Origin of the sequence: Streptomyces sp. NBC_00045 (assembly GCF_045041095.1) — a bacterium.
In the GTDB taxonomy this organism is placed as follows: domain Bacteria; phylum Actinomycetota; class Actinomycetes; order Streptomycetales; family Streptomycetaceae; genus Streptomyces.
Genome location: NZ_CP108271.1, coordinates 7,798,148 through 7,824,876, shown reverse-complemented (window position 1 = coordinate 7,824,876; position 26,729 = coordinate 7,798,148). Strand labels below are relative to the sequence as shown.

Genomic DNA, 26,729 nt, shown 5'->3' with positions numbered 1-26,729 from the left:
ACTCCTCAGTCCGTCAGCCGCTTCGCTGCCTGTCGTACGCCGTCGGCTGCCGTGGCGCACCGCTCGGCGTGGCCCAGCAGGATCATGCGGAACCGCTCCCCCTCCTCGTCGGCGTTCCAGCCGCTGTCCGCGGCGCAGACCGCGAGGCTCTGGGCGTGCCGCTCCAGCCGGTCGGCGCTGGCGTGCGCGAGCGCCCCGTACGCCGCCGGAGCGTGGCCGAAGGCCGAGACCGGCACCGCGTTCGGCCGGGAGACCGTCACCCGGCCGTCACCGGGCCGGGCGGCGAGGTCCTCCAGCGCCACGACCAGCGTCCGCGGATCGAGCGAGTCCGGCAGCCGGTCCGCGGTGAGCTGCGGGGAGATCACCACCGGGCGGGCCGCCTCGGTGACGGCCCGTACGACGTGCTCCGCGACGAGCGCCGCGAACCGCGACGCCGCGCAGCCGGTCGGGGCCCCGCACAGCGGCGGCATCCCCGAGGTCCCCGCCGTCACCGAGGGGCCCGTAGGCCCCGGTTCCGGGTGGCCCTCGCCGTCCAGCGCGCGCAGCCAGCCGGGCACCCGCAGGATCTCGGTGCCGGCCTCGACGGCCAGGTCCTGCCAGGTGAAGTCCGTCCTCACGGGGTACACGGCCGCGGCCACCGGCGGCCACCGGCGGAGCGCCTCGCCGACGGCCGCCTCCGGCGACGCGGCCGCGCCCACGGCGAGCAGGGCCAGCGCCTGGAGCACGGTCCCGGCGGCCTCGGACACCAGCGCGAGCGCGTGCGCGACGGCCGGCAGGGCGGTTTCCGGGTCGGGTCCCTCGCTCCCGGGTCCCTCGGCCATGAGCCGGCCCGTGAGGGAGGCGGGGTCCGGGTCCGCGAGGTACGGTGCCAGCCGGCGCCCCAGGGCCTCGGCGCGGCCGTCGTACGACCTGCGGCCCGCGGCCTGCGTGGCCGCCGCGAGCACCTCGCTGAGCAGCGTGTCCTCGACGGCCGCGGCGCCCACCACCACGCGCCGGCCCAGTCGTTGCACGCCGCGGTGCAACTCGTGCCACTCCAGCGTGCCGTCCCCGCGCCGGGCCGCGATCACCCGCTCGACGTCCTCCGCCGACAGGACGCCCAGGTGCGCGGCGGGTACGGCCGCGTCACGGGGCAGCGGCACGTGCGGCGACAGCCCGTACCGCTGCCCGCCGGCCGTGAGGCCGATCGCCGGCGCGAGCGCCCCCGCCTCGTCGGCCCGGGCCAGCAGGCCCGCGGCGTCGGAGGCGGCCAGCGGCAGCAGGAACGACCCGAACGGGGTGCTCAGTCGCACCGGCCGGCCGGAGCGGGTGCGCCGCAGGAACGCCAGCAGCCGGCGCGTCACCCCGTCCCGGGTGAACACGTCCAGGCCGAGGGCGCGGGCCGGGCCGTCCACCCACGGCAGGCGCTGGGCGACCATCGCCGCGCTGAACAGGGCGTTCTCCAGGGGCCAGGCCGTCGCGGGGCGTCGCACCGCGGTGGCCGGGTTGTCGGCAGTGGTCATCGGTCGGTCTCCCTTGGTGGTTCCTCGCGGTCCCTGGTGGTCCCGGGTGGTCACTTGTCGCGCAGCATGTACGGCTGGTTTCCGATGACTTCGCCGTCGTAGGCGCTGATGAGTTCGTTGACCCGCTCCCGGTAGTGCGCGAGCTCGCCGCGCAGCGCGTCGGAGTACGCCTGCGGGGCGTGCGACAGCGGGTAGTCGTACGACTCGTCCAGCCAGGCCAGTTCCACCCAGCTCGCCGGGATGTCATGGGGCGCGGCCGGGCCGCGGCCGTCCAGTCCCGGGATCACGTCGTGCTCGTTGACGAGGCTGACCACCTGTGTGGTGTGGTCGGCGGGCCGCTTGCCGTCGATAGGGGAGCCGATCGCGACCACGTGCGTGACCCGGTAGGTGGAGGACACCTCCACGTCGCTCGCGAGGTTCATCGCGGTCATCCCGCCCAGGCTGTGCCCGATGATCATGAGCTCGGAGCCGGCGGGCACCCCCGCCCGCCGCAGCAGCTTCTTCGCGGCCCGCGTGTACGTCGTGTCGGTGCGCAGCAGTCCGTCGAACGCGCCGACCAGGTCCTGTGGGGTGCTGTTGCTGAGCAGCCCGAAGCTCGTGCCGGGCAGCAGGAGGACGTACCGTACGGCGCCGTCGGCGCACGCGACGCGGCGCAGCAGCACCAGGCCGTGGTTGCCGAGCGCCCCGATGTCGTTGACGTAGCTGACGATGTCGTTGCGGGAAGAGGCGAGCACCTTCGCGAGGATCGGGTCCGGGTCGGCGCGCTCGGCGCGGCCTGGCCCGGGGTTGAGGAACGCCAGGACGGAGCTCGGCAGCCCGAAGACCGGGTCGGTGGTCGGCACGCCCCCGGCGAGGGTCACCCACGAGAAGTCGTCGTTGACCGGGTTCTCGTCGAGCATCCCGAGCAGGGCCAGCAGCTCCATGATCACGGGGCTCACCGTGGTCAGCGCGCGGGTCACGCCGAGCAGTTCGATCAGCCCGTGCACCGCCCTCAGCGCCTCCAGCCGGTTCCCGGCGACCATGGCGTCGGTGAGGCGGCGGGCGGCCGGCGCGTCGAGGTTGGGGTGATCGGCCGCGGCAGCCTTGATGCGCAGGGCGAAGGCGTCGACGGCCATGGCCACCTTGGCGGGGCGCCGGTACGTCATGCTCCCGGCCATCCGGACGAGTTCGCCGATCAGGCCGCCGTTCGCCCCGAACCCAAGGCCGGCGGAGCCGGTCAGCGCCTGGGCGCAGGAGAGGGCCGTACCGAACGCCCAGCCGGGGCGCCTCAGCGCCTGCAGTCCGAACCGCCAGCTGAACAGCGCCCCCGTCAGCTCCGCACCGGACCGCTTTGCCGTGAGGGCCGCTTCCGCGAGCAGCACCGAGGCCGCGATGAGGAGTTCGGCGTCGATCCGCTCCGGATCGGAGGCGGAGGCAGGAGCAGGAGCAGGAGCAGGGGCGGGAGGGGGGGCGGGGTCTGCGGCGCCGTCGGCACCGGGGCCCCTCCGCGCGGGGAGACGCTGAGCCGTTTCGTCGACCACCTGAGGCGCCACTTCCGTACCTCTCATCCCTGTGAACGGCTTCGCAGCCTTGCCCGCCGTGTGCGGTGGAATGGTGGCACCGAATGTGATCCTTTCCGCGCCGCCGGGCCCTTCCCGCCGGTCGTGCTCGCGGGGAACCCGGCCCGGCCCCCTGTCCCGTGCCCGCCCCGTTCACCCGGCGGGGTGGGTCCGCCCCGGCAGGGTGAGCGGACCTCCTCGTCGTTGACGCACCGCGGGTCCGGCCACTTCCTTGGCATGAACGCGGCGTACAGTCGGCTGCCGACGCCGAGCGAAAGCAGGACCGATGACAGGCACCGCACCGACCTCCACCCTCGCCGGCTGGCGCCGGGCTCCCTTCGCCGCCGAGGGCCTCTCGTACGACTGCTTCGAGAAGGGCGAGGGACCCGGCGTGGTGCTCCTGCCGGAGCTGCCCGGCATCACGCCCGAGGTGATCGGCCTCGCCGAGCACCTGGTGGACGAGGGGTTCACCGTCGTGATGCCGTCGCTGTTCGGCACGCCGGGCAAGCCGGTCTCCTTGGCCCGGACCGCGGGCGTCTTCGCCCGCGTGTGCGTCTCGGCGGAATTCCGCGCCTTCGCCACGAACGCCCGCCGGCCCGTCGCCGACTACCTGCGGGCCCTCGCCCGTGACCTGGCCGCCCGGACTCCCGCCGCGGGGGTCGGTGTCATCGGGCTCTGTTTCACCGGCGGATTCGCCCTGGCCGCCGCGGTGGACGACGTCGTTCTGGCCCCGGTGATGAGCCAGCCCTCGGCCCCGATCGCCTTGACCGCCGCCCGGCGCGCGGACGCGGGCGTCTCCGAGGACGAGCTCCGGCGCGTCGTCGACCGCACCCGGAACAACGGCCTCTGCGTGATGGGGCTCCGGTTCAGCGAGGACTGGATGGCCCCGGAGGAGCGGTTCACCACCCTGCGTTCCCGCCTCGGGGACGCCTTCAAAGTCATCCGGCTCGACTCCTCCCCGGGCAACGGCGACGGATTCGGCCGCCTGGCCCACGCGGTGCTGACCCTGGAGGTCCGCGAAACCCCGGAAGAACACCCCGCGTTGAAGGCGCGCGCGGACGTCACCGCGTTCCTGCACGAACGACTGCGAGGCTGACCCGATGCAACGCCCCACCGTCGACGAGCCTTTGGTGCGTGCGCTGCTACGAGAGCAGCACCCGGAGCTGGCCGAGTTGAGCCTGCATCGGGTGCCGGGTGGCTGGGACAACGAACTGTGGCGTCTCGGCGATGAGTTGGCCGTACGACTGCCGCTCACGCCGCGCGCTCCCGAGCTCCTGCGCAAGGAGCAGCGCTGGTTGCCCCTCCTCGCCCCAGGACTTCCGCTTCCGGTGCCGGTCCCCGTGCGCACGGGGGCTCCGTCGAGACGCTTCCCCCGGCCGTGGTCCGTGGCGATGTGGGTTCCGGGCGAGCCGGCCGACCGGGCAGGGATCGGACACGGGCACGAGGCGGCCGACGCGCTGGCACTGTTCCTGAGGGCCCTCCACCGCAACGCGCCCGCCGACGCACCCGTCAGCGGGAACCGCGGGGTCGCTCTCGGAGCGCTCGCGCCCGAATTCGACGAGAAGTTCGCAGCGGCGGAGGTCTCCGGCAGCCTCGGCGACGGCGTCCGGGCCGTCTGGGACGAGGCGGTGGCGGCTCCGCAATGGCGGGGCGCACCGGTATGGATCCACGGGGACCTTCACCCCGCGAACGTCGTCGTATCGGACGGGAGCCTGTCCGGCGTGATCGATTTCGGGGAGTTGTGCGCCGGAGACCCGGCGACGGACCTCGCGGCCGCGTGGGTGCTCCTCCCCGGTGACGCGGCCGCGCGGTTCCTCGACGCCTATGCGGACGCGGACGAGGCAATGGTGCGGCGCGCCCGGGGGTGGGCGGTCCTGCGCGCCGTTTCCCTCATCGGCATCGGCCTGGCCTGGGAACGCGGTCTTCCCGGTGGCCAGCCGACGTGGGGACGCGCGGGCACGGCGGCCCTCGCCCGGATCACGGGACCGTCTTTCGCCTAGAAATCCGTTCCGGACGGGTTGCCCCAGCGGTAGCACTTGCCCCATGACCGGTCGTGACTTCGGCGTGGGCGGGCGGACGGCTCTGATCGCGGGCATGGCCGAGGCCCTCCAGGTCATCCACGGCGCGGGCATCGTCCACCGCGACCTGAAGCCGTCCAACGTGCTGCTGGCCGCCGACGGCCCCCGCGTCATCGACTTCGGCATCGCGTACGCCGCCGACGCCACCTCCCTCACCGGGAGCGGTGTCGCCGTCGGCACTCCCTCGTTCATGGCTCCGGAGCAGGCCGCCGGGAACCGGGTGACCGCCGCGACCGACGTCTTCGCGCTGGGCCAGGTCGCGGCGTACGCGGCCACGGGCACCCCGGCGTTCGGCGAGGGGACCGGACACGGGGTGCTGTACCGCATCGTCCACGAGCAGCCCGACCTCAGCGCGGTTCCGGAGCGGCTGACGGAGCTGGTCACGCGCTGCCTCGCGAAGGACCCCGACGCCAGGCCGTCGGTCGCCGAGGTCATCTCGCTCTGCCAGTCCGCGAACGCCGAAACGGTGCTGCGGCGGCCCGAGGACTGGCTGCCCGCTCCGGTCTCCGCCGACATCACGTCCCGGATCGCGGCCCCGGCACCGGTGCAGACCCCGCCGCCGCCGGCCACGGCCCCGTCGGTCGGGTACGCCCCGACCGCGCCCGCCTCCGCGGCTTCCGCCCCGCCGGACGGCTACGCGCCGACCGCGCCCGCGGCCCCGGCCGCGCCGCCCGGGTACCCGCCGGCCTCCCCGACCTCACCGGCCGCCGCCCCCGCCACTGCGCCGCCCGGATACGGTCCGGCCGCGGCGCACCCGTCTCCGCACCCGTACCCTACGCCGGTCCCCGCATACGCGCCGGCCCCGCTGCCGGCGCACGGACAGACGTACCCCGGGCATCCGGTGCACCCCGGCTTCCAGCCCCAGCCCCAGCCGGCGCGCAAGCGGGGCGCGCCCGTCGCCCTCGTCGCCGCGCTGGTCTTCGCGGTCGCGGGCGCGGGCACGGCGTACGTCGTGCTCAAGGGCAAGAACGGGCAGGAGCAGGGCGCCGACTCACCTCAGGCCAACGACAAGAGCGGCGGCGGCCGGACGTCGAGCAGCGCCAAGCCGGGCGGCGCCGCGAAGTCCGAGCCGAAGCCGGCGGACTTCAAGGCCATCAACCTGACGGCCGGCTACCACCTGACCCTCGGGGACGACGACGTCCGCCCGCAGAAGGGCGAGGACGGCGGGTACGAACTCTCCTACGACACCGGCGGATACCTCGACGCGGAATCCCAGGGAGGCAACCTCGTACTGCTCGACCCGGGTCAGGAAGGGTCCCTGGCAGCCTGCCGCGCGGAGACCCGGTTCACCGAGACGGTGTACGTCAACAAGCTGGCGAAGGGCCGGCAGGTCTGCATCACCACCGGCAGCGGCCACTTGGGCCTGCTGACCGTCCAGGGGTTCTCCGCCGAGGAGTCGCCCAGCACGTACATGACGGTGGACGTGACGGTCTGGCGCAACGCGGTGGGCTCCGCCTCGGGCGGCTGAGCCGGTCGGATCGGGCGAGGGGTGGCCGGTTCGCAACCGGCCGCGCCACCATCCGCCGGCGATCCGCTCCTTCCCGCGACCGAGGCGCCGGCGTGCGTGCGAACACTTCGGTTTGCCGCTCGGCATCTGAACTCCATCGGAATCCATGACCGTTGCACGCTTCCGAAGACGCGTCAGCCGCCCGTCCTCCCCGTGTCCTCGGTGGCGCGGACGATGCCGTCGAGCTCCTTGGCGATCCACGCCCGCTCTGCCTCGTCACACGGGGACGGGGCCGCCGCCGGCGCGGGCTCCTGGCGGGGGCGGGTGTTGTCCACGACCGCCCAGCCCGTGCCGCCGTCGGGGGCGGCCAGTTCGACCACGCGGTGATCGAGGTGGCCCGTGATCATCACCGCCATGAGGGACAGGTACTCGCGTTGCAGGTCGGGGGCGAGAGCGGCGTCTCCCGGCACTTCGAGGACGGCCTCCCGGCCGTCGGCCAGCAGGGCACAGGTGGTCTGGACGGCCCGGATGAGCACTTCGAACCGCTCCCCGCTCAGGCGCGCGCGCAGGACCTCAAGGTAGGGACCCAGTACATCGGCCTCCTGGCCGTCGTCCGGGTCTGCCGCATGGTGGTCGATCATGTTCCCCAGCCCTTCCCCGGACGGCCGCGTCCCCCGCAGTGTAGGGAGTGTCGGGTACCACCACGGCGCTCTTCGGCCACCTGCCGACAGCGCCGCAGCCCCGTACTCAACAGGCCGCACAGGCATCCGAGTTGGGAGTCACTCGTTCCAGCGGCCCCATCAGTGGCCGGAAGACGCCCATGACGGGCGTCGGGCCGGGTCCTGCTCCCCGCGAAGTGCGGGATTATGCCAAACGCACATCCCCTCAGGGTATTCGGCGCGTATTAGCAGCGTGAATGCAGCATCTCCTCACTTCCTACATTGACAGTGCGCTGCACCCTGAGGGTTAATTACTTCACGGGTGGCCTGATGTAGTCGTGTGTGGATGGGTCCTGTTCGGTTACCGACCGGTTCATTCCGGCAGGCGCGGAGTGTCCGGCCGTGACGGCAGCGACAGCGACAGCGACAGCGACAGCGGAGGGTCGCTCCGAAATTGCACGTGCCATGACGATCGTACATTGAGCGGGTATTGACGAATCCGACTCTTCCATGGGGGGATCAATGGCCCGGCTCGACCCTTTCCCCGTTCCTGATTTCCACCTTCCGTTCGGGAACTCCAAGCATCCACTGGCCGCACGGGCCAACTCCGAGGCCACGTCTTGGGCGTTGCGTCACGAACTCGTCACCGACGCCGCCGAGCAGTTCACGGCGATCGGGTGCGGCCACCTCGCGGGCCGGGTGAGCGGCGAGGTGCCGTACGACACCATCGTCCTGCTCGCCGAGTGGATGGCCTGGTCGTTCGTCCTGGACGACCAGCACGACCACCTCATCAGGACGGGTGAACTTGCGGCCTGGCGTCCCGTCACCGATGCCATCACCGAGTATCTGGAAACCGGCAGGACCAACAGGGCGTCAGCCCAGCGGAATCCGCTGGTGAACGGATTCGTCGACCTGTGCGACCGGATCATCGGCGGGATGTCCGCGGGGACGGCGGCCCGGTATCGAACCCATGTGCCCCTGATGCTGCACTCCTTGGACCAGGAGGCCGACAATCGCGGTGCCAGCAGGCGCCCTTCGGTACACGACTACGTCCTTATGCGACGACACAGTTCCCAACTGCACCCGATGATGGACATGGTGGAGGCCGGACTGGGAATCGACCTGCCGCAGTCCGTCCACGACCATCCGGCATTCCAGGCAGTCGTCGAGAGCGCCGTGGACATCATCTCGTGGGGCAACGACGTGTTCTCCCTGCCGAAGGAGCACGCCTGCGGTGACAACAACAACCTCGTGTCCCTCATCGCCTCCTGGGACGGATGTTCGCTTCCGGAGGCCCTCCGGTCGGTCGAGGACCGCATTCAGGTCCGCATAGAGGACTACGTGGCCGCGGAACGACGACTGTTTCAAGTCATCGATTCCCAGGGGGAGATGGACGCCGATCTGCGGGCCGCGATCGCCCGCTGCGTGCGGAGTTACGAAGACTGGATGATCGGCGCCGATCTGTGGCAGCGTTACGAGTGCACACGGTACAGCGACGAACGTTTCGCAGCCGGGCTGGAGTCCGCGTACACCCGCCCGGACCTGGTCTCGGTGGCATGAGAGGGAGTGGATCCATGGCCCGTACGGAACAAGCCGGCCCTGCGGTCCACGCCCCCGCGGCCCCGGGGCGGTTACCGCTCCTGGGCCACGCCCTCCCCCTGTGGCGGCGGCCGATCGCGTTCCTCGAATCGCTGCGCGAGCACGGCGACATCGTGCGCCTGGACATCGGCACCTGGCCCGTCCACGTACTCACGAGCCCCGACCACGTCCACGCGGTCCTGGTCCAGCAGGCACAACAGTTCGGGCGCGGCAGGATCTTCGAGCGGCTGCGCCCGATGTTCGGCAACGGCATCGTCACGACCGACGGGGACTTCCACCGCAAGCAGCGCCGGATGGTGCAGCCTGCCTTCCACCGCAACCACATCACCGAGTACGCCGAGGTGATGGGTCGGGCGGCGGAGGCGATGTGCGCCTCGTGGACGGCGGGCGAGGAGGTCTCGATGCTCACGGAGACACGGCGGTACGCCCTGTCCTCGGTGGCGGAGATGACCTTCTCGGGGGGCCTGAGCGGGCAGGCGATCGCGGAGGTGCACCGCTCCTTGCCCATCGTCTTGGAAGGCATGCTGCTACGGGCGGTGATGCCCAAGTCCCTGGACCTGCTGCCCATCCCGCCGAACCGGAAGTTCGACGCGGCGGCCGCCCGCCTGCGCCGGGTCATCGACCAGGTGATCGCGCAGTACGGCGAAGAGCAGGAAGACCGGCACGACCTGCTCTCCCTGCTCCTGTCCGGCGTGGACCCCGACACGGGTGCGGGGATGAGCGCCGAGCAGGTCCGGGACGAGATCATCGCGATCCTGTTCGCCGGGACGGAGACCTCGGCCACCACCTTGGCCTGGATCTTCCACGAGATAGGCCAGCACCCCGAGGTGGAGAAGCGCCTCCACGAAGAGGTAGACGCGGTGGTGGGCGCGGGGCCCGTCCGCCCCGAGGACCTCCCACGGCTGACCTACACGAACAACGTGTTCCAGGAGGCGCTGCGCCTGCATTCCCCCCTGCTCTTCACCAGGCGGGCCCTCGCACCCCTCACCCTGGGCGGCGTGTCCGTCCCGGCCGGGGCAGAACTGGCCTACAGCCCCTACGCCTTGCACCGGGACCCCGCACTGTTCCGTGATCCCACGACCTTCGATCCGGACCGCTGGCAGGAGGACGGGGAGGAGCAGCGCCGGGCCCACCGGTTCATCCCGTTCGGGGCCGGCCAGCACAAGTGCATCGGCGACTCGTTCGCCATGTGGGAGATCCTGACCGCGGTGGCGACCGTGGCGTCCCGGTGGAAGCTGGTACCCGCGCCGGGCGTGACCGTCCGCGAACTCCCGGCGGGCATCCCGCAGCCCAGCGAACTCCCGATGATCCCCATTTCACGCCATTGACGGAAGCCGGTCGAATCGGCTCGTCCGACGACGAGTTGATCGATCTTCGGACGTCACACCGCTCGCGGCGTCAGCGGAGGATACAGCGGTATCCACGGACGAGTGATGTGATCCCGCAATAATGTGCTTAAGCAGCAATTTCTCTTCCCCCGGGTCGTACACTCGGCCGCACGCGCAGGAGGGGGCAGGAATGTCACATGTCACGGAACCGCGAGGGTGGGCGTCCCAGCCCCTCCTCGAAAGGGAGTCCGAGATTCTCGCGATCCACCGCGCGGTGGACGATCTCTGTGGCACCACGGACAGCGGTCCCACCGCACGCCGCGGGGGTGTACTGACCTTCGCGGGATCGGCTGGCATCGGCAAGACGACGCTACTCGCCGAGGCCCGCAGACACGCCGCCGAGCAGTCGTGCACCGTACTGTTCGCCCGCGGCGGCGAGCAGGAGCGGCAGGTGCCGTTCCACGTGATGCGGCAGCTCATCCAGCCGGCCTTCGCCGCCATGGCCGAAGAGGAACGCCGGGACGTCCTCGGCACCTGGTACAGCATCGTCGCCCCGGCACTCGGACTGACCGCGGCCCCGGAAGGCCCGACGGCACCCGACCCACAGGGCGTGCGCGACGGCCTCGACTGGGTCGTCACCCACCTGACGGTGCGCAGCGCCCCGGTCGTCCTGATCCTCGACGACGCCCACTGGGCGGACGCCGAGTCCCTGGCCTGGCTGACCGCGTTCGCGGCACGGGCCGAGGAACTCGCCATGCTGATCATGGTGGCCTGTCGGCCGGACGAGATCCCAGCCGGCGCCGGCGCGCTGCGCGCGTTGATGGGGCGCCAGGGGACGCGTCCGCACGAGCTGTCTCCCCTCACCACGACCGCGGTGGCCCGCATTGTGCGCGACGCCCTCGGCCAGAGCGCCGACGACGTGTTCTGCCGCGAGTGCTGGGCGATCACCGGCGGAAACCCCTTCGAGGTCGTCGAGCTGGCCATGAAGGGCCGCGACCGCAAGCTCAAACCCCACCAGGACAGCATCCCCGAGCTGCGCGATCTGGCCTCCGCCGTCAAGGGCAGCGGCCTGATCGACCGTCTCGAACAGCTCGGGCCGTCCACCGTCCGGCTCGCCTGGGCCGCCGCCGTGCTGGGCACCGCCGTGCCGACCAGCATCGTCGGCAGTGTGGCGGCGCTCGGCGAGGCACAGGTCACCGACGCCATCGGCCAACTGCGCACGGCCCGCATCCTGACCGTCCTCACCAGCCTGCAGCGCAAAGAAGTGGTGGAGTTCTTCCATCCGCTCATCGCCACCGCCGTCTACCGGTCGATTCCGCCCGGCGTGCGCGTCGCGATGCACGGAATGGCGGCACAGGCCCTCGTCGACAACGGACAGGGCGCCGCCGCCGCGGCCCGTCACCTGTTGGAGATGCACCCGGACGGCGACGCGTGGGTCGTGCAGCAGTTGCGCCAGGCCGCACGCGACAGCTTCTCCGCGGGAGCGCCCGACGCCGCACGCCGCTACCTGGCCCGGGCGCTGCGCGAACCCCCGGACGCGGAGGACCGGGCCGAGGTGCTGTTCGAACTCGGCTCCGCCAACCTCCTGCACGATCCCGCGACCACCATCAACCAGCTCAGGGCCGCGCTGGAGGAGCCCAAGGCCGAGCAGGGGCTGCGGGAGGCGATCACCTACCGGCTCGCGCAGGCCCTCGCGCACACGGGTCAGCTGGCCGAGGCCGCCGCGCTGCTCCAGGAGGAGGCCAAGAGCGCCACGAGCTCCCGTACCCGGCTGCGCATGCAGGCCGAACAGTTCAAGTGGAACTCCGTCCGCGTCGACGAGGAGAACTCGCCCGCCCGTTCCCGCCTCCTCGCCCAGTTCGCCAAGCGGATCACCGGCCGCGGTCTGGCCGAGCGGCACATCCTGGGCCTTCGGGCCTGGGACGCCGCGATGCGCGGCGAACCCGCCACCACGGCCCTGGAGTACACGGAGCAGGCGCTGGACGGCGGCATGAGCTGGACCGACCAGGACTTCGGGTTCGAGGTGCCGGCCGTCGTCGCGGTCACGCTGATGTACTGCGACCAGCCCGGCCGTGCCGAGGACCTGTTCAACGCCGGGATCGTCGAGTTCGAGGCGAAGGGCTGGCGCGGCGCGCACCTGTCGTTCGTGTACACGCTGCTCGGGTACGTCCGCTACCGGCGCGGGCGGCTCGCCGAGGCCGAGGACTTCGTACGCAACGGGCTACAGATCGCCGACCGCGTCGGGCACGGGATCCCGGCTCAGTGGTACGCGATCGGCACGCTCATCGAGACGCTGCTCGCCCGTGGGAACACCGAGGAGGCGCAGCAGGTCGCGGACGTGTACAAGCTGGGCGAGGGCTTCCCGAAGGCGGTCGTCTACCCGGACCCGCAGGCCGTGTGGGGCAAGCTCCTGCTGGCCCAGGGCCGCGTCGACGAGGCGGTTCGGCACCTCACCGCGGCGGGCAAGCGCCTGGACCTGCGGGGCACCCGCAACCCGTCCTGGAGCCCCTGGCAGCTCGACCTGGCGCTCGCGCAGGTCGTCCGCGAACCCGAGCAGGCCCGTGCCACGGCGGCCGAAGCGGTCGCGCGGGCCCGGGCGTTCGGCACGTCCAGTGTGATCGGGCACGCCCTGCGGGTGTCCGCGGCGGCCTCGGACCCGGGGCAGGCGGCCGTTCTGCTGCAGCAGGCGGTGGACCACCTCGAACAGTCACCGGCCGCCTGCGAACTCGCCCACGCGCTCGTCGACCACGGCACGGCCCTGCACACCCTCGGTGATCCGCACCGGGCGGCGCAGCAGCTGTACCGGGGCATGGAGGCCGCCGCGGCCTGCGGTGCCGACGCCCTCGCACGCCGCGCGCGTGCCCAGCTCGCGTCGGCCGGGCTGCGCCCCCGGCGTCTGCACACCTCCGAACAGGACACGTTGACCGTGGCCGAGAACACGGCGGCCGGGCACGCCGCACTCGGTCTCGACAACACGGCGATCGCGGCGAAGATGCACAGCGACCCGAAGGCGGTTTCCGAGTTGCTGTCGGCGGTCTTCACCAAGCTGGGCACCGACCGGCTCGGGCTGCGCAGAGCCCTGGGGATCTAGCTGCCGGGACCCACGGGTGACTGGCCGGATCCGGCCGGTGCGAACACCACGGCTGCCGTCGGCCGCACACTCCTGCACTAGCGTGAACGCAGATGCGAAGGCGTGCCGACGGGGGTGTGATGGCGACGCGGTCTGCAGGGCCCGGTGTACAGGGCGAAGAGCAGGGCGGGGCCGTACGCCTCGGCGGGTCGGCCAAGGTCCGGCACGGGGCGGTCGCGCTGGCCGCGGCGGTGGGTGTGGCGCTCGCGCTCTGCGCCGCCGCCGCCGCGCAGGGCGCCCTCGCCCCGGCCCAGCGGGCCGTCCTCGGTGCAGGCGCGCTGGTGTGGGCGGTGGTGCTCGCGCGGCTGCTCTTACGGGCTTTGGCGCCGGCAGGGCTCGTCGTGGGACCCGACGGGGTCGAACTGCGGCGCGGGTGGCGCCGGGTGCGGCTCCCCTGGCAGGACGTCGAGGCGGTGTTCCTGCTGCCCGCGCGGAGTGGCCGCCCGGCCGATCAGGGGACTTCCGCGACCGGCGCCTCCGCCGCGGGCGTCGCGTCCGCGTCCGCGGCGTTCCAGGGGCGACTCATGGTCCGGCCCCGTGCGGGCAGCCCGGCGGGTCTCGCGCTACGGGGTTCACCGAAGTGGGACCGGCACTGGCAGGCCGTCGCGTTCGATCTCGGGCCGTTGGCCCTGCGGCCGTCGATCGAGACGCCGTCGCGCCTGGAACAGCTCTTCGTCCCGTACGTGGGCGGCCGCTGGCACGGTGCCGGCAGGTTGCCCTTCGACCGGGCCGGCGGGGTGAACGTGCCGGGGCGGCTGCTGACCCGGCCCGCCCTGTGCGTGCTGAAGGTGCGGGCGCTCTTGATCACGGCCGCCCTGCTCGCGTCGGGAGCGGGGGCCGCGGGCCACGGAGTCGGGTTCCCCACTCTCGCCGTCACCGCAGGCGCGGGGGTCGTCTGCGCATTGGCCGGCACGCAGGAGCTGATCCGCCGCCTGTGCGCCCGCTGCCTGTTGCGGCTGGACGGGGACGGGCTGCGCCTGTCGGTGGGTGGCGGCCAACGCCTTTGGCGCTGGGCCGAGTTGAAGACGGTGACGGCCGGTCCGGCGCTGGACCGGCGCGGTGGTTCCCCGGGCCCGGCCACCGCGGTCCTGGCGCAGCTCGCGTCAGGTGTGAGCGCGCCCGCACCACTGCCGCGCCGGAAGTTTCCCGTACGGACCGATCAGCGGCTCGTCGAGGTCGTTCCGTTGCACTCCCCCTGCTGCAGCAATGGCACGGACTCGACCTGTTCCCCCAGCAGTTCACCAACACCCTGGACGCGGTCCGGCCCGGTGACGGCCGTGGCACCACGGACGGCGGGACCGCGTACGCCACGGGATCGGGCGCCGGCGCCCCCACCGTCGGAGAGACGCTCACCCTGCGCGTCTCGCCCACCGCGCCGGGCGCCCACCGCACCATCGCCTCCGCCCTGAGGACCGAGGCGGGGGGCCGGCACGTGATCGTCGTCATCGAACCCGGCACCTACCCGGAGGCCCTCCAGCCGTCGGGCACCGTCGAACTGTGCGCCGCGCAGGGCGATCACACCGTGGTGATCGACGTGCCCGCGGGGACGGCGGGCGCGGCGGCCGCCGTCGACTGCTCCGGCAACGTCACCCTCACCGGGCTGCGCATCGTCGGCCGGTCGGCGGCCGCCCTGCGCGTGAACGGCCGCCTGCGGCTGCGCCGCTGCGCGGTCGAGGGGTGGGCCGAGGACGCCGTACAGGTGTTGGACGGAGCCGAGTTGACGGCCGAGGACTGCGAGGTCCGGGCCGGCCGCACCACACTGACCGGGGCCCGTGCCACGGTCCGTCGCACCCGGTTCCTCGCCGCGAAGGCCGACGCGATCGCGCTGGCCCAGGGAGCCCGCGCCGAGCTCCACGACTGCGAGGTGGCTGACCCCCGGGGCTCCGGCGTGAACGTGGTGGGCTCCACCGCCACCATCGAGGACTGCCGGCTGCACGGCGCAGGCAGCCATGCCGTCATCGCTGGCGAGCACGCGGAGGTCGTGATGGCGCGCTGCGAGGTGCGCGGCACCGGAGGGACGGCCCTCTCCTACGTCGACCAGGCTCGCGGCAGCGTCGAGGACACCACGGTCTCCGATTCCAAGCACGGGATGTACGTGGCCCGCGGCGCCGACCCCGGCGTGCGCCGGGTCCGGTTCCGCAACTGCCGTGTCACCGGGGTGAGCGTCGGCGAGCAGGGGCGCGGACGGTTCACCGACTGCGACTGGGAGGGCACCGGTGACACCGGCATCAGCGTGCTGGACGGCGGTGCGCCCGTGCTGGACGACTGCCGGGTCCGGGACGGGAGGCTCGGGCTGCTCGTGGACAAGGCCCGGGGACGCTTCACCGGCCTGCGAATCGACGATCACACCTCGAACGCGATCCTGGTCCGCGAGGAATCGGCGGTCGAGCTGAACGACGTACGCCTGGCGAAGTGCGCCGACGGGCTGGTGGCGCGGGGCGAGGCCGTCACCGTCACGCTCACCGGCGCGACCATCGCGGACATGGCCGGCTCCGGCATCGCCCTGGAGGGCAAGGCCCAGCTGCGGGCGGAGCGCTGCACCGTCGAGAGGTCCGGCGTCTACGGCTTCAACTGCCGGGAGAACACGCACCTTTCGGCGTTCGACTGCTTGGTGACCGCGGCCGGGGAGGCCGGTGTGCTCGTGGTGTCGAACGCCGCCGTGGACGCCGACCGGATCACCGTCACCGACTCTGCCGGCTGCGGCGTCATCGCCAACGACAACAGCCGGGTGACCCTGACGCACGCCGTGCTGCGCGGGGGCGAGCAGGACGGCATCCGGCTCGCGGAGGCGGTCATCGGCCGCGTCGAGGACTGCGAGGTGACCGGGTTCCGCGGGGAAGCCGTCTGCGGCAACGATCGCGTCCAGCTCGTCGACGTCCGCACCGGGGCCACGGAAGCGGACGTCCGCCGGCCCGAGGCCGGTCCGCTCGCCGCGCTGCACGATCTGATCGGCCTGGACGCGGCCAAAGCGCAGGTCGGCGTCCAGGTGGACCTGATCCGGCTGGCCAAGTGGCGTGCGGAGGCGGGCCTGCCCGCACCGCCCCTCGCCCACCACCTGGTCTTCTCGGGGCCGCCCGGTACGGGCAAGACCACCGTGGCCCGGCTGTACGGGCAGGTGTTGGCCGCCCTCGGCGCGCTGAAGAAGGGGCACCTCGTCGAGGTCGCCCGCGGTGACCTCGTCGGCGAGTACCTGGGGCAGACCACCCAGAAGACCCAGCGCGTCTTCGAAAGGGCCAGGGGCGGCGTGCTGTTCATCGACGAGGCGTACAGCCTGTCCCGCCGGTTCGGAGCCGGGACCGACTTCGGGCAGGAGGCCATCGACGTGCTCACCAAGCTGATGGAGGACCAGCGCGACGACGTCGTGGTGATCGCGGCGGGCTACACCGAGGAGATGCGGACGTTCCTGAACTCCAACCCGGGTCTGCGGTCGCGTTTCTCGCGCACCATCGAGTTCGTGGCGTACGAGCCCGACGAGCTGACGCGCATGGTCGAACTCCAGGCCCGCGCCCTCGACTACGAGCTCGCTCCCGACATCGGGGGGCTGCTCACGGAACGCTTCGAGCGGCGGGTGCGGCGCGGTGACCCCGCCAACGGACGGGACGCCCGGACCCTGTTCGAGGGCATGGTCGAGCGGCAGGCGGCGCGGCTCGCCGGCCATGAGCAGCCGACGCGCGAGGAGCTCGTGCTGCTGCTCGCGGACGACGTTCCGGGCGAGCGGTAGCAGCGGAGCCGAGGGGAGGGGCGTACGCACATGACGGTGGAGGAGTTGGCGGAGAGGATCCTCGCCCACGTTCCGCAAGGGCAGCACCGCCCGGAGGACCTGGGCTGGTTCCTGTCCGACGAGGCAGCCGAAGCCGCCGAGGAGATGCGCGGGGCGGCCGTGCTGCCGGACGGCCGCGTCCTGATCCTCGCGGTCCACGTGCTCGGATGGCACAGTCTGTGCCGGTACATCGCCGGTGCCGAGACGGACTTGGCGGAGCTGGGCCGCGCCGTGCTCTGCTTCCTCGACGTCCACCGCTTCGACCCCGGCAGCGTCCCGGCCCCCCTGGGGCCCGTCGTCGCGACGCTCGCGGACGAGCCCGCGGGAGCGGACACCGACCCGGGCGACGCGTACCGGGCGGGCGTCGGGACCCTCGTGCTCTACCAGCAGGACCGCAATCCCTACCCGCTCCAGGCCGCGGCGCTCCTGCTGCGCCGCGCGGTCGAGGGCTTCCCCGGGGACAGCATCGAACGGGGTGCTTGTCTATCCGACCTCGGCCTCGTGATGCTGTACGCGTTCCGGGAGGGGGCCGACCGGGCGGCGCTGGCCGAGGCCGTCCAGTACAGCCGTGCGGCGGTGGCCGCCGCGCCCGGCGACCGGGCCGAACAGGCGCGTCGGCACGGCAATCTGGGGTTCGTCCTCAGGAACTGGGCGGAAGCCGCGGAAGACCCGGCCGCCGCGCGGGAGAGCGTGGCCGAGCTGCGGTGGGCGACGCGCGCCGGCGAGCCGGAGGACGAGCACCACGCACTGCACCTCGCCCAACTCGGCTCCGCCCTCGTCGGCGCGGCGGTCCAGCTCCACGATCCCGCGCTGCTGCCCGAGGGTGTCGCGATCCTGCGCCGTGCCGTGGCGGCCGCGTCCGCATCCGGTCAGCCGCCCGCCGGGTACCTCGCGGATCTGGGGATGGCGCTGGTGTCCCTCTCCCTCTCTCCCGCTGCGTCGGAGCCGGCCGGTGCGGCGGCGCATCCGGGCGAGCGCGCCGCCCTCCACGAAGAGGGGGTCGAGGCCCTGCGCCGGGCCTGCGCCGCGGCCCTGCACCCCCTCGAACGGTCGCTGTACCTCGGCAACCTCGCCCTCGTACTCAACGGCCGGAACGTGAACACCGCGGACCCCGGCGCGCTCGACGCGGCGCACACCGCCGCGCTCGACGCGGTGGCGGCCGCCCCGCCCGGACATCCCTCGCACACCCAGGCCCTGTACGTCCTGAGCGAGGTCCTGCGCTCCCGGTACGTCGCGCAGGGCCGCCTCCCCGACCTGGAGTCCGCGGTCGACTGCGCGCGGCGCGCACTGGAGGCGACCGCCCCCGACGCCCCGCAGCACGTGACCCGAGCCCTCGAACTCGCCGACCTGCTGCGCCTGCACGCCCAGGCCGTCGGTTCGCCCGGGACCCTCACCGAACCGCTCGCCCTGCTCCGCGGCCTGGCCGCGGACAATCCGCCCGGCTCCGCCCACCGTGCACGGGTGCTGCTCCAGCTGGCCAGGACGCTCGCGGCCGTCGGGCGGGGCACGGGCCCGGCGGCGGAGGACGCCACCGACGAGGCGGTGCGGACGTACCGGGAATGCCTCGCGCTGCCGGGCCGGAGCACGGGGTACGCAGCTTCGGTACGGTTCGCCCTCGGTGCGGTGCTGGCCCGGGGCCCGCAGTGGGCCGAGGCGATCACCCTGATGCAGGAGGGAGTCGACCTGCTCGAACCCGGCGATGCGCGTCGCGCGGAGTACCTGTCGGATTTCGCCGCGCTCCACCTGGAGCGCGCCCGGGCGGAGAACGATCCGGCCGAGTACGCGGAAGCCGTGCGCATCCTGCGGCAGGCCGTGGCGTCGGCCCTGCCCACCGATGTGCACCAGCGGGCGGTCGGCCTCTCGAACCTCGGCGCGGCCCTCGTGGGGCTCGGCACCCTGACCGTGGACGAGGAGTTGCTGGCCGAAGGGGTCCGGGTGCACCGCGATGCGGTCGCCGCGAGCTCGCCGGGCGACCACTACCTCCCGCACCGTCTGGGCAACCTCGGTGACGCCCTGCAGCAGCTCGCGCAGATCCGCTCCGACGCCGGGCTCGTCGTGGAAGCGGTGCAGGTGCTGCGCGAGGCGGTCCGGTTCGGCGCGCCCACCGTGCCGGGCAGCGCGGCGAGCTACGGCCGCCTGGGGAACGCCCTGCGCTCGCTCACCCGTTTCACCGGAGACGGCGCTCCCCTCGAAGAGGCCGTCCGCTGGCACCGCAAGGCCGTCGCCGCACTGTCCGCAGCCGAGGGGAGCGGGAGCGGGAACGGCGGGCAGGACGCCGACGACGGGGCGTTCGCCGTCTCCGGCGCTCTGCTGGGCCTGGCGAACGTCCTGAGCGAGCGCTTCCGTTTCACCCAGGACGAGGCATTGCGCGAGGAGGCCCTGGAGTCCTACCGGGCGGCCCTGGCGGCCCATCGGGTCTCCGGTGATCGTCATGCCGTTCTCAGCAGCTACGGCCACCTCCTGTGGGGACGCGCCGTGGAAACCGGTGACGAGGACCTCATGGACACGGCGATCGGCACCCTGCGCGACGCCGTCGCCTCCGTGCCCCGGCGGCACGCGCACCTCGGCATGGTCCTCACGAACCTCGGTTTCGCGCTCGTGCAGCGTGCCGGTATCACCGGCGACCGCACCTGGCTCGCCGAGGCCGTGCGCGTCTTGCGCCGCGGGGTGGACGAAGGTCCTGCGACCTCCTTCGAACGCGCCGGGCTGCTCGCCAACCTCGCCGAGGCGCTGCGCGCCTGGTACGGGGTCACGGACGACCGGGCCGCGGCCGAGGAGGCGGTCGGCCTGCTGCGCGAGGCCACCGCGCTGGAGCACGGCGAGCGCCACGGCCAGGACATCGCCCGGGTCAACCTCGGCATCGTCCTGTACGACCTCGCCGTCTCGGGCCCGGGCGGGGGCGGGGAACCGGACGCGAGCGGGCTCACCGAGTCGCAGCAGGTCCTGGAGGATGCCGTCGCCCGCCTCGACGATCACCACCCGCTGCGGCCCCTCGCCCTGGCGAACCTGGCCGGGGCCCACCTCGGCAGCGCGGAGCTGGCCGGGGACGACACCGGGCCGGGGATCCGGTCGGCGCTCGGACGCGCCGTGTCCGCCGCCCGGGAGGCACTCGGCCTCACGCCCGAGGGCCACAGCGAGCGGCCCCGCACCCAATGGGTCCTGGCGCGCGCCCAGTGGCGGCGCGCCCTGATCGGCGAGCCGGCCGATCTGGCCGAGGCGTCCCGCCTGGCCCGACAGGCGGCGCAGAACGAGACCGCGCCACTCTCCCTGCGGGTGCTCGCCGCTCGCACCTGGGGCGATGCCGCCGCCGCCGCGAGCCTCGACGCCGAGGCCCGCACCGGATTCGCCTACGCCGTCGGTCTGCTCCCCCGGCTCGCGCCGCGCACCCTCGGGCCGGCCGACCAGGAGGCACGGCTCGGCGTCGGCCTGGGCCTCGCGTCCGACGCCGCGGCCCTCGCGCTGCGCACGGGCGACCCGGAGTCGGCCCTCGTCCTCCTGGAACAAGGGCGGGGAGTACTGCTCGCCCAGGGTCTGGAGATGCGCGGTGACGTTTCCCGGCTGCGCGCGGCGTCGCCGGCCCTGGCCGCCGAGTTCGAGCAGGTCCGGGACCTGCTGAGCGGCGCTCCGGCGTACCGTCCGGTCATCCGCACCGATCTGGGGTCCCCGGTCGCGGCGGACCCCGAGCAGGACACCGCGCTCCTGGCCGAGGAAAGGTACGCCCTGGCGCGGCGCTGGGAGGAGTTGCTCGCCCTGATCCGGGAGCTGCCCGGGCTGGACGACTTCCTTCGGCCACCACGGGTCGCCGACCTGATCGCCACCGCGTCCGCCGGACCGGTCGTGGTGGTCAACGTCAGCCGGTACCGCTCCGACGCCCTCGTCGTCACCGCCGCCGGAAGCATCGAGGTGGTGCCGCTCCCGGGCGTCAGCCCGGACACGGTCCTGGTCCAGGCCCTCGCGTTCGGTGCGGGGGTCGACGCGGCGTACGGGGACCTGGGCGCCTACGAGGCCGTCAGCGCCATGCACATGCTCACCGACTGCCTGGAATGGCTGTGGGAGGCCGTCGCCGCACCGGTCCTGGACCGGCTGGGCCTGCGTACGGTCCCGATCGACGGCGAGCCGTGGACCCGGCTGTGGTGGTGTCCCACGGGCGTGCTGTCGTTGCTGCCGCTGCACGCCGCCGGGCGCCGGGAGGCCCGCTCCGCCGAGAACGTCATGGACCGAGCCGTCTCCTCGTACACACCGACCCTGCGGGCCCTCGTACGCGCCCGCCAGACGCCCGGCACCGCCCCGGAGCCGCAGTCCTTGCCGGGGCCGCAGTCCTTCCCAGGGCCGCAGTCCTTCCCTGTGCCGCTCCCCGCGCCGCTCGTGGTCGCGCTCGCCGAGACACCGGGCGCCGCGCCGCTGCCCGGGGCATCGCAGGAGGCCCGGCTGCTGCGGGAGCTGTTCCCGGCGGGGGTCGAACTCGCCGGCGCCGCAGCGACCGTCGGTGCGGTCCGGCGTGCGCTGCCCGACCACCCGTGGGTGCACTTCAGCTGTCACGGCGTCAGCGACCCGTTGTCCCCCTTCGAGAGCGGACTGGTCCTCCACGACGGACGGCTCACGGCGCTCGACGTCGCCGCGCGCCGCCCGAGCGCGGCGGTCCTCGCCGTGCTGTCGGCCTGCTCCACCTCCCAGGGCGGATACCTGCTGGCCGACGAGTCGGTGCACCTGTCGGCGTCGTTCCAACTGGCCGGATATCCCCATGTGATCGGGACCCTGTGGCCCGTCTCCGACAAGGTGGCGACCCGGCTGGCGCAGGAGTTCTACACGGCTCTCGCCGACGACGTGGCGCACGGCCGGCCCATCGACCCGGCGGCAGCCCTGCACGGGCCGGTCCGGGCGCTGCGCCGGCGTCTCGCCCGCGCCCCGCACCTGTGGGCGGCGCACATCCACGCCGGCGCCTGACCCGACGTCCCCGACCCGCTCCTTCAGCCGGCCGGCGGCTCCGAGGACGGGGCGGGGTCAGCCTTCGCCGTGCCCGAACCGGCCTGGGGCAGGTCCTCGGGTTCGCCCGCCTCGTCGGTCGGCCGGTACACCCGGCGGTCGGAGAACTCCTCGACGAGGCTCTCCAGTTCGTCGTCCTGCGATCGGTCATGCTGCGGTGTCATCCGCGGCTCCCCCTTCTGGTGCGGGTGTGGCTCCGGCCTGCGGCCCCGGCGGCAGCAGGACTTCCAGTACGTCGATGTCGGCCGCCCGGAGGTAGACGCCGCCGGTGTCGGGCACCCGTCCCAGGAACCGGCCGTCGGGCGCCATCCGGTACTGGGACTGCAAGTACAGGTCCCCCGGTTGCGGGAAGGCCGACACGGCCGACTGCGCTCCCAACCAACCACCCACCCACAGGCCGCTCTTGAGACGGACCCGGACGAAACACGAACCGCGGTCGCGGAACAGCGCGTCCCATGCGGTCGGTGTCGGCTCGTAGCGCGCCCTTCTGCGCCGCCTTCCCCAGGCGGACTCGGCCCGGGCGATGCCCGCCGGCACCACGACCACCAGGAGCAGCGCGGCGAGTCCCGCCTGCCGGGGGTGCTTCATCACCCCCGCGAGCGGTCCGGCTCCGTCACCCGTGAGCAGGCCGACCAGCCGCGGCCCGGCGACGACCGCGTACACGGTGTCCAGCAGCGCCCCGGCCGCGATCGCCCGCACGATGCGGTTCTGCGGTTCCTGCTCCGCCGCGACGGCTCCGCGCAGGTGCTCCCGTACGGCCTGGTAGAAGACACCGGGCAGCACCAGGACCAGCAGGATGGCGAGTTGCTGCACCGTTCCCGGAACCATGGCTCACTCCCCTGCCCGCGCCGCGCCGACTCCCGTGATCACACGGTACGTTGCCGTGCCGCGCGACGGCGGTGATCCGGCCAGTGGGGTCAGGGCTCACAGTTCGGCGGCGTCGCGCACCGGCGCCGCCGCAGCCGCGCTCCCGCTCGTCCCGGCAGCGGGCCGCCCGTGCGGCATCCGGCGCGAGGCGGCGGTGATGAGCAGGGCGACGGCGATGCCCGTGGCGATGCCGGTGCGCAGGGTGGTCACCTCCGCGACGAAGCCGATCAGCACGGGGCCGACGAGCAGTCCCGCGTAGCCGATGGCCGACACCTGGGCGATGGCGGCGTCCGAGTGGCCGGGGGCGACGGAACCGGCCAGGGACATGCACAGCGGGACGACGATGCAGACGGCCAGGCCCGTCAGGGCGAACCCGGCGATGGCTCCGACGGCCGAGGGGGCCGTCACCACGAGGAGCACGCCCAGTGCGCTCGTGGTGCCGGCTGCCGTGAGGACGGACCGGCTGCCGTAGCGCATCCGCAGCCGGTCGCCGAAGAGCCGCCCGGAGAAGGTGGCGAGTTCGTACACCGGGTAGGCGATCGCGGCGACGGCTTGCGTCGTGTTCAGGTCACGTGCGAGCAGGAGTCCGCTCCAGTCGGCCACCAGCCCTTCGAGGAGGAGGGCCAGGAAGGAGACGGCGCCGATCAGGTAGACGACGGCGGGCAGCTTGCGGCGGTCCGCGGCCTCCTCCTCTTCGGCCGGCTCGTCCAGGTGGGTCCGGCCGACCGCGAGGGCGAGCGGGAAGGCGATGCCCGTGACGCCGAGCACCGAGGCGGTGTAGGAGACGTCGAGGGCCGCGAGGAGGACGGCGAGGAGGCCGCCGGCCACGGCGCCGGCGCTCCATCCGGCGTGGAACCCGTTCATCAGGGGCCGTTCGGCACGGCGTTCGACGAGGCTGCCCTGGGCGTTCATCATGGCCTCGGCGATGCCGGAGGCGACTCCGAAGCCGGCGGCGGCCGCGAGGAGCAGCGGGAACGAGGAGCTGAGGGCGATGAGCCCGACGGCGACGGTGACCAGCGGGGTGCCGACGCGCAGCAGCAGCCGGTTCCCCACGGCCGCGACGATCCAGCGCATGCCCTGCATGGTCGCGGTGGCAGCGATTCCCCAGGAGAGGATGACGAGCCCCACGTCGCCGGTGTCCAGGCCGAGTTTGGCGGCGAGTCCCGGCAGTCTGGCGGCCACGATGCCGTTCACGACGCCGACGAGGGCGAAGGTGGCGACGACTCCTGTACGGGCGCGCCGCAGGGCGCTCACCGGGGAACGCTGCATGAACCGTCTTCCTGTTTCAGCCTTCGGTGACGGGCAGCGGCTCGGCGGGGCGGCGCGGGGTCCCGGTCCTGATCGTCAGGACGGCGATGAGGACCGCGAGGAGCACGGTGCCGGCCGCCCACCAGAGGGTGGTGGCCGTGGCGCCGGCCAACAGCGCAGCGCCACTCGTGGTGCCCACATCCTGCGCGGTGGTGACGGCGCCGGCGGCTCCGCCCGACTGCCCGGAGCCGGCTCCGCCCGACGCGGTCGCGAAGATCGGCACGAAGGCCATGCCGGTGCCGAGGCCGGCCAGCACCATGCCGGGCAGGGTCTCGGTCGCGTACGAGCCGCCGTCGAGGCCGGTCAGGAGCAGCAGGCCGACGGCCGTGAGCACCAGGCCCGCCACGGTCAGGACCCGGGGCGCGGTCCGGTGCAGCAGGCGGGCGGAGACCTGGGTCGAGCCGATCACGGTCGCGGCGACCATGGGCAGCATCGCCAGTCCGGCCGTGAACGGGTCGTAGCCGCAGACGCCCTGGAGGTAGTAGGACAGCGCCACGTACAGGGCGAAGCCGGCGGCGCCCGCGAGGGAGATGCTCAGGAGGCTGCCGACGCGGCTCGGGTCCTTGAAGACGTACGGCGGCACGATCGGGTGCGCTGCCGCGGTCTGCCACCACACGAAGCCCACGAGCAGCAGTGCGCCGCCCACGAGCAGGAACAGGATCAGGACGGTGTCCCAGCCGCGTGACGGGGCCTCGCTGAGGCCGTACGTCAGGGCGGCGACGCCGCCGCAGCCGAGGAGCACGCCGAGCGGGTCGAAGCGGCCGGGGGTGCGGGCCGCCCGGTCGGTGGGCAGCAGGGTGAACGCGCCGATCAGCGCGATCACGGCGACGGGAACGCCTGCGTACAGGGACATCCGCCAGTCCAGGGTGGTCAGGAGCCATCCGCTGACGGCCAGGCCGACGGCCGTACCGCCGCCGGACACCGCGGCGTAGACGCCGAAGGCCCTGCCGCGTTCCTTCGGCTCGGTGAAGCCGGTGGCCACCAGGGCCAGCGCGGCCGGAGTCAGCAGCGCGCCGAAGACGCCCAGAAGGACGCGGGCGGCGATGAGCGTGCCGGAGTCGCCGGCCGATCCGCCGAGCCCGGAGGCGGCTGCGCAGCCGAGCAGGCCGACGATCACGGTCCGTTTGCGTCCTACGAGGTCCGCGATGTGGCCGCCGATCAGCAGCACGGCGCCGAAGGCGATGAAGTAGGCGTTGACCATCGGTCGCAGCCCCTCACTGGAGAGGTGCAGGTCGGCCTGGACGGACGGGATCGCCATGTTGAAGTTCGCGCCCTGGAGCAACACCAGCAACTGCGCCAGGGCGACCACCACCAGGCCCCACCAGCGCCTGGGGTGCGGGGCCGCCCCGTCGGGGAGGGAGGCCGCCCGCGGGGGCGGGGGCCAGGCGCCCGGGGGCGGGCCCGGGGGCAGGCCGAATCCCTGCGCGGAGTCGAAGGGCGCGGGGGCCGTCGGGGCGTAGGCGGGCGGCAAGGGCACCGGCTGGGCCTGCGCGGGGCTCCGGCCTCGGCGTGCGCCCGGGGGGCGGGCACCTGCGTGGGGGGCTGGGCGGGGGTCTGGGCGGGAGGCGCCGGCGCGTAGTCCAGCAACTGGGCTGCGTGGCGCCCGAGATGGGCCAGTACGGCGCCCGGCAGCCGCTCCTCGGCCTGGTCGGTCGCCGTGCGCTCGGCCACCTCCTCGGGGGTGGGCCGCCGGGTCGGGTCCTTGTCCAGGCAGGCGCGTACGAGGTCGACGAGCGCGTCCGGTACACCGGTCAGGTCCGCCTCCTCTTCGGCGACCCGGAAGAGGTGGGCGTTCAGGCCGGTTTCGGTGGCGCCGAACAGCAGCCGCCCGGTGGCGGCGTACACGAGGACGGCGCCCAGGCAGAAGACGTCGCTGGCCGGGGTGAGTTCGAGGCCGCGGACCTGTTCCGGCGACATGAAACCGGGGGAACCGATCAGCATCCCGGTGCGGGTGTGCAGGCTGTGGTCCTCGGCGAGGCTGTCCATCGCCCGCGCGATGCCGAAGTCGATGACCCGGGGGCCGTCGACGGTGACGAGGACGTTGGACGGCTTGAGGTCGCGGTGGATCAGGCCCGCCTCGTGCACGGCCCGCAGGGCGAGGGCGAGGCGGTTGGCGAGGGTGTGCACGGAGTGGTCGGGCAGGGGCCCGAAGTGCTTGGCCACGACGGCGTGCAGGTCGGGCCCCGGGATGTACTGGGTCGCCACCCACGGGACGGTCGCCTCGGGGTCGGCGTCGAGCACGGCCGCCGTGCAACTCCCGCCCACCCGCCGGGCGGCGGCCACTTCGCGGGCGAAGCGTTTGCGGAACTCGGGGTGCCCGGCGTATTCGGCCTGCACGACCTTCACGGCGACGGTACGGCCGCCCTCGGAGCGGCCCAGGTAGACCAGGCCCATCCCGCCCGCGCCCAGCCGGGCGATCAGTCGGTACGGTCCGATACGGTGCGGGTCTTCGGCATTCAGCTGGTCCACGGGGGAAGGATAGTCCAACTATCCAACCCAGGTGGGGACATCGCGTGAACCGGTCCGCGGCCGG

Annotated in this window: 17 protein-coding genes; 9 read left to right on the top strand and 8 right to left on the bottom strand. The window is 73.3% G+C overall.

Features of this window, described 5'->3' with window-relative positions:
- Nucleotides 1–5: 5 nt before the first annotated feature.
- Both OHA65_RS36040 and OHA65_RS36035 read right to left on the bottom strand, forming a co-directional pair.
- Nucleotides 6–1,499, bottom strand: coding sequence for a hypothetical protein (locus tag OHA65_RS36040; RefSeq protein ID WP_405758684.1), 1,494 nt, complete (start codon nt 1,497–1,499; stop codon nt 6–8).
- A gap of 50 nt (nt 1,500–1,549) precedes the next feature.
- Entirely contained in the window at nt 1,550–3,031 is a 1,482-nt protein-coding gene (locus OHA65_RS36035) for a lipase family protein (protein ID WP_405758682.1), read from the bottom strand.
- A gap of 292 nt (nt 3,032–3,323) precedes the next feature.
- Here OHA65_RS36035 and OHA65_RS36030 point away from each other — a divergent pair, with 292 nt between their 5' ends.
- The 3 genes from OHA65_RS36030 to OHA65_RS36020 are packed head-to-tail and all read left to right on the top strand — an operon-like array spanning nt 3,324 to nt 6,583.
- Entirely contained in the window at nt 3,324–4,133 is an 810-nt protein-coding gene (locus OHA65_RS36030) for a dienelactone hydrolase family protein (RefSeq protein ID WP_327280315.1), read from the top strand.
- Between the two features lie 4 nt (nt 4,134–4,137).
- Nucleotides 4,138–5,037 (top strand): aminoglycoside phosphotransferase family protein, encoded by a 900-nt coding sequence (locus OHA65_RS36025; RefSeq protein ID WP_405758680.1) that lies wholly within the window; start codon nt 4,138–4,140, stop codon nt 5,035–5,037.
- A gap of 43 nt (nt 5,038–5,080) precedes the next feature.
- On the top strand, nt 5,081–6,583 hold the full coding sequence (locus OHA65_RS36020; RefSeq protein ID WP_327280313.1) for a serine/threonine-protein kinase: 1,503 nt from the start codon (nt 5,081–5,083) through the stop codon (nt 6,581–6,583).
- 173 nt (nt 6,584–6,756) lie between these two features.
- Here OHA65_RS36020 and OHA65_RS36015 read toward each other — a convergent pair whose 3' ends face one another.
- The gene (locus OHA65_RS36015) at nt 6,757–7,203 is read right to left on the bottom strand and encodes a hypothetical protein (RefSeq protein WP_327280312.1); all 447 of its coding nucleotides are present in this window, start codon (nt 7,201–7,203) and stop codon (nt 6,757–6,759) included.
- Between the two features lie 645 nt (nt 7,204–7,848).
- Between OHA65_RS36015 and OHA65_RS36010 the strand changes: the two genes are divergently transcribed.
- From OHA65_RS36010 to OHA65_RS35985, 6 genes are all read left to right on the top strand, one after another.
- Nucleotides 7,849–8,781, top strand: a complete 933-nt coding sequence (locus tag OHA65_RS36010; protein WP_328764737.1) for a terpene synthase family protein — start codon at nt 7,849–7,851, stop codon at nt 8,779–8,781.
- A 14-nt stretch (nt 8,782–8,795) separates the two neighbouring features.
- Nucleotides 8,796–10,148 carry a cytochrome P450 gene (locus tag OHA65_RS36005; protein WP_327280310.1) on the top strand — a complete coding sequence of 451 codons (1,353 nt, stop codon included), beginning with the start codon at nt 8,796–8,798 and terminating at the stop codon, nt 10,146–10,148.
- Nucleotides 10,149–10,338: 190 nt separating this feature from the next.
- Complete coding sequence (locus tag OHA65_RS36000) at nt 10,339–13,239, top strand: AAA family ATPase (protein WP_327280309.1); 2,901 nt, start codon at nt 10,339–10,341, stop codon at nt 13,237–13,239.
- A 119-nt stretch (nt 13,240–13,358) separates the two neighbouring features.
- Nucleotides 13,359–14,687: a hypothetical protein gene (locus OHA65_RS35995; protein ID WP_405763332.1), complete on the top strand. Its 1,329-nt coding sequence runs from the start codon at nt 13,359–13,361 to the stop codon at nt 14,685–14,687.
- Between the two features lie 23 nt (nt 14,688–14,710).
- Nucleotides 14,711–16,999 (top strand): right-handed parallel beta-helix repeat-containing protein, encoded by a 2,289-nt coding sequence (locus tag OHA65_RS35990; RefSeq protein WP_405763330.1) that lies wholly within the window; start codon nt 14,711–14,713, stop codon nt 16,997–16,999.
- A 30-nt stretch (nt 17,000–17,029) separates the two neighbouring features.
- Complete coding sequence (locus OHA65_RS35985; RefSeq protein ID WP_405763328.1) at nt 17,030–21,982, top strand: CHAT domain-containing protein; 4,953 nt, start codon at nt 17,030–17,032, stop codon at nt 21,980–21,982.
- A 23-nt stretch (nt 21,983–22,005) separates the two neighbouring features.
- Here OHA65_RS35985 and OHA65_RS35980 read toward each other — a convergent pair whose 3' ends face one another.
- The 5 genes from OHA65_RS35980 to OHA65_RS35960 form a co-directional block, all read right to left on the bottom strand.
- Complete coding sequence (locus OHA65_RS35980) at nt 22,006–22,185, bottom strand: hypothetical protein (protein ID WP_327280306.1); 180 nt, start codon at nt 22,183–22,185, stop codon at nt 22,006–22,008.
- Nucleotides 22,169–22,849 carry a DUF6338 family protein gene (locus OHA65_RS35975; protein WP_405763326.1) on the bottom strand — a complete coding sequence of 227 codons (681 nt, stop codon included), beginning with the start codon at nt 22,847–22,849 and terminating at the stop codon, nt 22,169–22,171. Before OHA65_RS35975 ends, OHA65_RS35980 begins: the two co-directional genes overlap by 17 nt.
- Nucleotides 22,850–22,945: 96 nt before the next feature.
- Entirely contained in the window at nt 22,946–24,157 is a 1,212-nt protein-coding gene (locus OHA65_RS35970) for an MFS transporter (RefSeq protein WP_405763325.1), read from the bottom strand.
- Nucleotides 24,158–24,173: 16 nt separating this feature from the next.
- Complete coding sequence (locus tag OHA65_RS35965) at nt 24,174–25,454, bottom strand: MFS transporter (protein WP_405763486.1); 1,281 nt, start codon at nt 25,452–25,454, stop codon at nt 24,174–24,176.
- Entirely contained in the window at nt 25,355–26,665 is a 1,311-nt protein-coding gene (locus OHA65_RS35960) for a serine/threonine-protein kinase (protein WP_405763323.1), read from the bottom strand. The genes OHA65_RS35965 and OHA65_RS35960 overlap by 100 nt, the downstream gene beginning before the upstream one ends.
- Nucleotides 26,666–26,729 lie beyond the last annotated feature (64 nt).